General features: G+C 65.8%; 7 protein-coding genes and 1 pseudogene. 4 read left to right on the forward strand and 4 right to left on the reverse strand.

The window, feature by feature from the left end:
• Positions 1–326: hypothetical protein (locus HMPREF3115_RS32840; protein ID WP_256276432.1), on the reverse strand; the 326-nt coding region annotated here is incomplete at its 3' end.
• 70 nt (positions 327–396) lie between these two features.
• Entirely contained in the window at positions 397–582 is a 186-nt protein-coding gene (locus HMPREF3115_RS31790) for a hypothetical protein (protein ID WP_176748774.1), read from the reverse strand.
• 41 nt (positions 583–623) lie between these two features.
• On the opposite strand from HMPREF3115_RS31790, the gene HMPREF3115_RS25565 reads away from it, so the two are divergent.
• From HMPREF3115_RS25565 to argG, 4 genes are all read left to right on the forward strand, one after another.
• Positions 624–2156, forward strand: coding sequence for a GGDEF domain-containing protein (locus tag HMPREF3115_RS25565; protein ID WP_053297894.1), 1533 nt, complete (start codon positions 624–626; stop codon positions 2154–2156).
• A 107-nt stretch (positions 2157–2263) separates the two neighbouring features.
• On the forward strand, positions 2264–3334 hold the full coding sequence (locus tag HMPREF3115_RS25570; protein ID WP_053297895.1) for an FUSC family protein: 1071 nt from the start codon (positions 2264–2266) through the stop codon (positions 3332–3334).
• Positions 3322–3582: a hypothetical protein gene (locus HMPREF3115_RS30280; RefSeq protein WP_083302305.1), complete on the forward strand. Its 261-nt coding sequence runs from the start codon at positions 3322–3324 to the stop codon at positions 3580–3582. Before HMPREF3115_RS25570 ends, HMPREF3115_RS30280 begins: the two co-directional genes overlap by 13 nt.
• Positions 3583–3587: 5 nt before the next feature.
• The gene (gene argG, locus HMPREF3115_RS25575; protein WP_006397943.1) at positions 3588–4925 is read left to right on the forward strand and encodes an argininosuccinate synthase; all 1338 of its coding nucleotides are present in this window, start codon (positions 3588–3590) and stop codon (positions 4923–4925) included.
• Between the two features lie 171 nt (positions 4926–5096).
• Here argG and HMPREF3115_RS25580 read toward each other — a convergent pair whose 3' ends face one another.
• Both HMPREF3115_RS25580 and HMPREF3115_RS25585 read right to left on the reverse strand, forming a co-directional pair.
• Positions 5097–5900, reverse strand: a complete 804-nt coding sequence (locus HMPREF3115_RS25580) for a hypothetical protein (RefSeq protein ID WP_070556636.1) — start codon at positions 5898–5900, stop codon at positions 5097–5099.
• Between the two features lie 90 nt (positions 5901–5990).
• Positions 5991–6242 (reverse strand): annotated as a pseudogene (locus tag HMPREF3115_RS25585) (hypothetical protein); the annotation flags it as partial.
• Positions 6243–6607 lie beyond the last annotated feature (365 nt).

The following is a 6607-nucleotide window of genomic DNA, read 5'->3' on the forward strand; positions in this document are numbered from 1 at the left end:
GTGCCGATCGAGCCGCCGATCGCGATCATCGTCAGGTGGCGCGCCTTCAGCGCGCGGTGAAGCTTGGGTGGGTTCTCGGACGAACCGGGTCGGTCGGAATTCGGAAGTGCGGACATAAACGAGACGAACGTTGAGCGGACCGGCGGGAGCCGGAGCGGCGCATACGGAACCGGGAGGTGCGATGCGCGGCCTGCGATGCGGCCCCGATGCGCGTCGCGCCTGGCCGCCTGCGGCGAAGCGCGGATTCTACCTGATTCGTCGCAGGGACAGTTCGGGTCCGGCAGCGCCGCGTCATGCACACGCCTAACGGAATCAACGAGTTGCATGCGCGTCGCGGCGCATCGATCCGGCACCGATTAAATCGTTCAGGAAAGCGGGGCGCAATTGGAGCAATATTCAGACGAATAAATCGAAATCCGCGCGATTCAAATCGTGCGCGTTTTCGTGATTTGGGTTCATTTCGCGCAGTCGGTAATCGCGGGTAAACGAACTGGCGCCATTTTTTGCGCGACCATTTTGCCCGCGATCGGCATCGTTTACCGATTCGGGGGATAATACGGCCCGATTTGAAATAACCATCATCAGAAATCGCGCACGACGCGAACGTTTCGCCCCGACCGAGGATGAACTTGCTCCTGCCGTTCGCAGCATTGCGTCGCCATACCGCATCCGTCGTCTCGCGCGTGCTGTCGCCGCGCGGCGTGCTCGTCGCCGGCATCATGCTGCTGCTGTTCAGCTGGGCGCTTTCCGTGTCGCTGCTGATCGATGCGCGGCGCGATGCGCGCGATCACGCCATCGAAAATGCGCGCAATCTGATGCTGCTGATCGAACGCGACGTCGCGCGCAATATCGAGCTTTACGATTTGTCGCTGCAAAACGTCGTCGACGGCATTGCCGATCCGGAATTGATGCGCTTGCCGCCGCCGCAGCGGCATCGCGTGCTGTTCGACCGCGCGGCGACCGGCACCTATCTCGGATCGATTTTCGTGCTCGACGCGCACGGCAATATCACGATCGATTCCGGCACGATTCCCGCCCGCACCGGCAATTTCTCCGAGCGCGATTATTTCGTCGCGCATCGCGACGCTCAGGTGAAAGGGCTGTACATCAGCCGCCCTTATGCGTCGCGGCTGCGCGGCGGCGCACTGACGATCGCGCTCAGCCGCCGCATCGACCGCCCGGACGGCAGCTTCGGCGGCGTCGTGGTCGGCACGCTGAGCATCGACTACTTCCGCGCGCTGCTCGACGGCCTCGCCGTCGGCCGGCACGGCAGCGCGGCGATCGTCGAGGACAACGGCACGCTCGTGAGCCGGCTACCGTTCGACGCGCGCGTCGTCGGCCTCGATCTGCACGACTCGCCGCTGTTCATCCAGGCGCGGCGCGCCGGTGACGGCGTGCTGACCGGCACCGGCGCGGTGGACGGCGTGCGGCGCATTTATGTATACCGGCAGCTGGCCGGGCTGCCGCTCATCGTCGACGTCGCGCCGGCCGAAGCCGACGTGTACCGGCCGTGGCGCCACCGCGCGGCGTCGATCATCGTGCTGATGAGCCTGTTTACCGGGTTCGTCGCATGGGGCTCGCTGCTGCTGTCGCGCGAGCTGCGGCGGCGACAGGTGGCGGAAGCGAAGCTGTACCGGCTCGCGCGCACCGACTCGCTGACCGGCCTCGACAACCGCGGCGCGTTCGACGCGGCGCTCGCGCAGGAGGCACGCCGCGCGGCGCGCAGCGGCCGGCCGCTGTCGGTGCTGTTCGTCGACGTCGATCACTTCAAGGCGTACAACGACTATTACGGGCACCTGGCCGGCGACGACGTGCTGCGCCGCGTCGCCCAATGCGCGTCGGGCTGCCTGCGCCGCGCGACCGACCATATCGCGCGCTACGGCGGCGAGGAATTCGTCGTCACGCTGCCCGACACCGACGCGCAAGGCGCGGCGACCGTCGCCGAAGGGATCCGGCGCGCGATCGCGGCGCTCGGCATCGAGCACGTGAAAAGCCCTTACGGACACGTGACGGCCAGCATCGGCACCGCGACCGACGCATACGGCCGGATGGACGCGGCGACGCTGCTGCAGCTCGCCGACGACGCGCTGTACCGCGCGAAATACGGCGGCCGCAACCGCGTCGAATACGCCGAGCGCAGCGCCGCCGGCGCATGATGCACGGCATGCGCGCGTTCTTCGTGGACAGCCTGCGCCCGTTCCGCTAGCGTTACGGGTGCTCGTGCGGCGCAACGCCGCGCGTTCCAGCCAACGACTTCCGCCCGATGACCGTCACGCCTTCTGCCCGGCTGCCCGCTTTCCTGCGCGGCGCGCTGCGCCCGCTGCTCGACCCGTACCGCCGCTACCGGCATGCGAAGCTGATCCATGCGACGCGCGTCGCGCTCGCGATCCTCGTGTCGATCGCGCTGTCGACCGGCATGCGCGTGCCGCACGGCGAATGGTCGACGATTACCGTGCTGATCGTCGTCGGCGGGCTCCAGCACCACGGCAACATCCGCAAGAAGGCGGCCGAACGCGCGCTCGGCACATCGATCGGTGCGGTCGCGGGGCTGCTGCTGATTCTCGTGCACTCCGCGCTCGGTGCACCGCTCGCGTTCTATCTGCTGATGGCCGCCGCGTGCGGCCTGTGCGCGTATTACGCGATCGGCAAGGCCGGCTACATCGCGCTGCTGTCCGCGATCACGATGGTGATCGTCGCCGGGCACGGCGACAACGAGATCGTCGACGGCCTGTGGCGCGCGGTGAACGTGCTGACCGGCATCGCGATCGCGCTCGCGTTTTCGTTCGCGCTGCCGCTCTATGCGACCTATTCGTGGCGCTACAAGCTCGGCGACGCGCTGCGCGCCTGCGCGGCCGTGCACGCGCGGCTCGCCGGCGACCGCCACGTCAGCGACGACGCGCATCTGAAGGAAATGGCTGCCCTCAGCGCGCTGCTCGTGCAGCTGCGCTCGCTGATGCCGTCCGTGTCGAAGGAGTGCGCGATTCCCGTCGCGCATCTCGAGGCGATCCAGCGCAGCCTGCGGCTCTGCATCGGCTATCTCGAGATCCTGTCGAGCGCGTTGCCCGCGCGCGACGACGTCGCGGCCCGCGAATACATGCGCGTCTCGATGAAGCCGCTGCACCGGCGCATCCGCGACACGCTGATCGGCGCGAGCCGCGCACTGAAGTTCGGCACGCCGAGCCGGCTGTCGCCGCGGCGGCAGCCGGCCGGCACGCCGCCCGACGCGCCGCCGCCGCAGTTGTCCGGCTATGTGTCGATCACCGCGATGCTCGCCGCCGAAGTCGACCAGTTGCGCGAGAAACTGCTCGATACCGCACAGGCGTGGAATATCTGATTCCGGCGGCCGTTGCGTCGACATTCTTTCAATTTCCATACAGTTACGGCGCGGCGGTGTACGGCCCGGTCCGTCCCCGCAAGCGGCCGCGCGACCGTTCGGCGGGCGGCCGTAAACGGCCCGAGAAGCCCGTCGCAGCGGGCCGCCGGGCCGATTTCCGCGAAATCAGCCCTTGCCGCAACTTCCCGGACAGCCGATACTCGCGTATTCCGCGAAATACGATCCCACCGGACTTCAATCCACGGTAATTCCTATGAGCACGATTCTCGAAAGCCTCCCGACCGGCCAGAAGGTCGGTATCGCCTTCTCCGGCGGCCTGGACACCAGCGCCGCGCTGCACTGGATGAAACTGAAGGGCGCCGTCCCGTACGCGTACACGGCGAACCTCGGCCAGCCCGACGAAGACGATTACGATGCGATCCCGAAACGTGCGCTCGAATACGGTGCGGCCGGTGCCCGCCTGATCGACTGCCGCGCGCAGCTCGTCGCCGAAGGCATCGCGGCACTGCAAAGCGGCGCGTTCCACATCACGACCGCCGGCGTCACGTACTTCAACACGACGCCGATCGGCCGCGCCGTGACGGGCACGATGCTCGTCGCCGCGATGAAGGAAGACGGCGTGAACATCTGGGGCGACGGCAGCACGTACAAGGGCAACGACATCGAGCGCTTCTACCGCTACGGTCTGCTCGTGAACCCGGATCTGAAGATCTACAAGCCGTGGCTCGACCAGACGTTCATCGACGAACTCGGCGGCCGCGCGGAAATGTCCGAATTCATGCGCCAGTCGGGCTTCGCGTACAAGATGTCGGCCGAGAAGGCGTATTCGACCGACTCGAACCTGCTCGGCGCGACGCACGAGGCGAAGGATCTGGAAAGCCTCGAAAGCGGGATCAAGATCGTGAACCCGATCATGGGCGTCGCGTTCTGGCGCGACGACGTGAAGATCGCCGCCGAAGAAGTGACGGTGCGCTTCGAAGCCGGCCAGCCGGTCGCGCTGAACGGCGTCGAGTTCAAGGATCAGGTCGAGCTGCTGCTCGAAGCGAACCGCATCGGCGGCCGTCACGGCCTCGGGATGAGCGATCAGATCGAGAACCGCATCATCGAGGCGAAGAGCCGCGGCATCTATGAAGCGCCGGGCCTCGCGCTGCTGTATATCGCTTACGAGCGTCTCGTGACGGGCATCCACAACGAAGACACGATCGAGCAGTACCGCGAGAACGGCCGCCGTCTCGGCCGTCTGCTGTATCAGGGCCGCTGGTTCGACCCGCAGGCGATCATGCTGCGCGAAACGGCCCAGCGCTGGGTCGCGCGCGCGATCACCGGCGAAGTGAAGATCGAGCTGCGCCGCGGCAACGACTATTCGATTCTCAGCACGAAGTCGCCGAACCTCACGTATCAGCCGGAGCGTCTGTCGATGGAGAAGGTCGCGTCGACGTTCTCGCCGCGCGACCGGATCGGTCAGCTGACGATGCGCAATCTCGACATCACCGATACGCGCGACAAGCTGCGCGTGTATACGCAGGTCGGGCTGCTGACGCCGGGTGAAGCGTCGGCGCTGCCGCAGATCAAGGGCGATAGCGGGGAGTAAGCCGCGCTTGCCTGCGGCCGGGTGGCGGCAAAGCCGCCCGGCCGGTTGCCTGTCGAATCTGCGTTTCCCCTCGCCTTCCCCTCTCCCTTCCGCTCCCTCCCGTGCAGTGCACGCGCTGCCAGTGCCAGGTCCGCAATCGGTACGACGGCGAACCTGGGCCCGCTGCGGAAGTCATTTCGGCGCGGCGGCCGTCGTCGTGCTCGTGGTCATCATCGTCGTTGCAGCCGCCACCGGGGCCGATGCCGGCGTCGTCGGCGTGCGCGCGAGATCCTGGCCGATCAGCTCCGCGATCGACTTCTCGCACGACTTGATCCCTTCCACCGACTTGTCGAAGTTCTTCTCGAGATCGCTGAAGCTGCCGTACGTGTACGCCACGTCGCTCTCGACGTGCACGCTGTTCGCCTTGACGTCGTAGCCGCACGCGAACGTCTTGAAATAGAGATCCTGCTTCGTCTTCGCGTCGATGAGGCGCGCGCGGACGACGACCGCAGGAATGTAATCGGGCCGACTGGCCGGCGAAATGTAGCCGAAAGACGTGAACCATACGTTCATGATCGCGTCCGCGTCGGTCTGGATGTCGGAATAGTCGTCCGACTTGCCGTCCGCCGCCCGCTTCGGCTTCTGGTTCAGCTTCACGATCTGATAGCCGTTGTCGGCAAGACGGCCGGTGACGCCGTCGACGATGTCCGGTACGAATACGATCTTGTTGGCCGTCACGCGCTCGGTATAGGTGTTCGTATGGCTTGTGTTGACGGCGACTTGCGCGAGTGCGCCGATCAGGCCGAAGCCGCCGGCGGCGCCGCCCAGATTGATGACGCCGACCTGCCTCGGCTCGGCAACTTCGAGGAGCGCGATCGAATGCAGCTTTTCGCGCGCTTGCGCGTTCATATCGGTCTTCGGCGCCGTCACGCAGCCGGACAGCAGCGTGACGAGCAGGCCACACGCGAACAGCGATACTTTGCAGCAGTTCTTCATTGAGTCGAAAGGGCTTTGGTTGTTGACGGAACGTTTTCGTCGGGCCGTCGCACGCGGCGCGTGAAGACGCCGCGTGCGACGGCCGTGCGCTTATTGCTTGATGACCTGACCGTATGCGACGAAGCTGTAATCAGCCGCGCGCAGCACGTACAGGATCGACCGCTGGAAGCCGTTGCTGCCGCGGATCGGCACGAACATGATCGCGGCGCTGCCCGACAGCGGCACGCCGGCCGGCAGCTTGCAGCCGGACGATGTCGAGGCCGTCAGCGTCATGTCGTACATGTTCTGGTTGGAGTTCGGCGTCGCGAGCAGCAGCGTGCCGGTCATGTTGCAACCGCTCAGGCGCACGGCGGGCCCGTTTTACAGGCCGCGGGATTCGGCGTCGGCCTCGTCGTCAAGCTCGGCCAGTAGATCGGCCGCCGTCCGTGTAATTGCCGATGCGTGGCTCCAGCGCGCGATCGACGGAATTCGGCAAATGCACCTCAACGAGGACGGGCGCCAGGAAGTGGCGAAGGGAATTTTCTAGCGGCACGACGTCGGCTCGCGCCCGACGATGAATGGGGCAAATTGAACGGCGACGACGCAACGCTCGCCGAAGCCATAAAGCACAAACCCGGCACGCGGCCCGGTTCATCCGGGTTCCGGATGTACTCAAAAACGCCTGTTTTGCCATTATATGTGTGATTCATAGACATCGTTTCAACTAA

Source organism: Burkholderia sp. HMSC10F09, assembly GCF_001806955.1.
GTDB lineage: Bacteria > Pseudomonadota > Gammaproteobacteria > Burkholderiales > Burkholderiaceae > Burkholderia > Burkholderia multivorans.

What these genes read in the sequence shown, in the direction of transcription:
- HMPREF3115_RS31790 (WP_176748774.1), bottom strand. Translation starts at nt 582, where the DNA reads ATGATGGTTATTTCAAATCGGGCCGTATTATCCCCCGAATCGGTAAAC.
- HMPREF3115_RS25565 (WP_053297894.1), top strand. Translation starts at nt 624, where the DNA reads ATGAACTTGCTCCTGCCGTTCGCAGCATTGCGTCGCCATACCGCATCC.
- HMPREF3115_RS25570 (WP_053297895.1), top strand. Translation starts at nt 2,264, where the DNA reads ATGACCGTCACGCCTTCTGCCCGGCTGCCCGCTTTCCTGCGCGGCGCG.
- argG (WP_006397943.1), top strand. Translation starts at nt 3,588, where the DNA reads ATGAGCACGATTCTCGAAAGCCTCCCGACCGGCCAGAAGGTCGGTATC.
- HMPREF3115_RS25580 (WP_070556636.1), bottom strand. Translation starts at nt 5,900, where the DNA reads ATGAAGAACTGCTGCAAAGTATCGCTGTTCGCGTGTGGCCTGCTCGTC.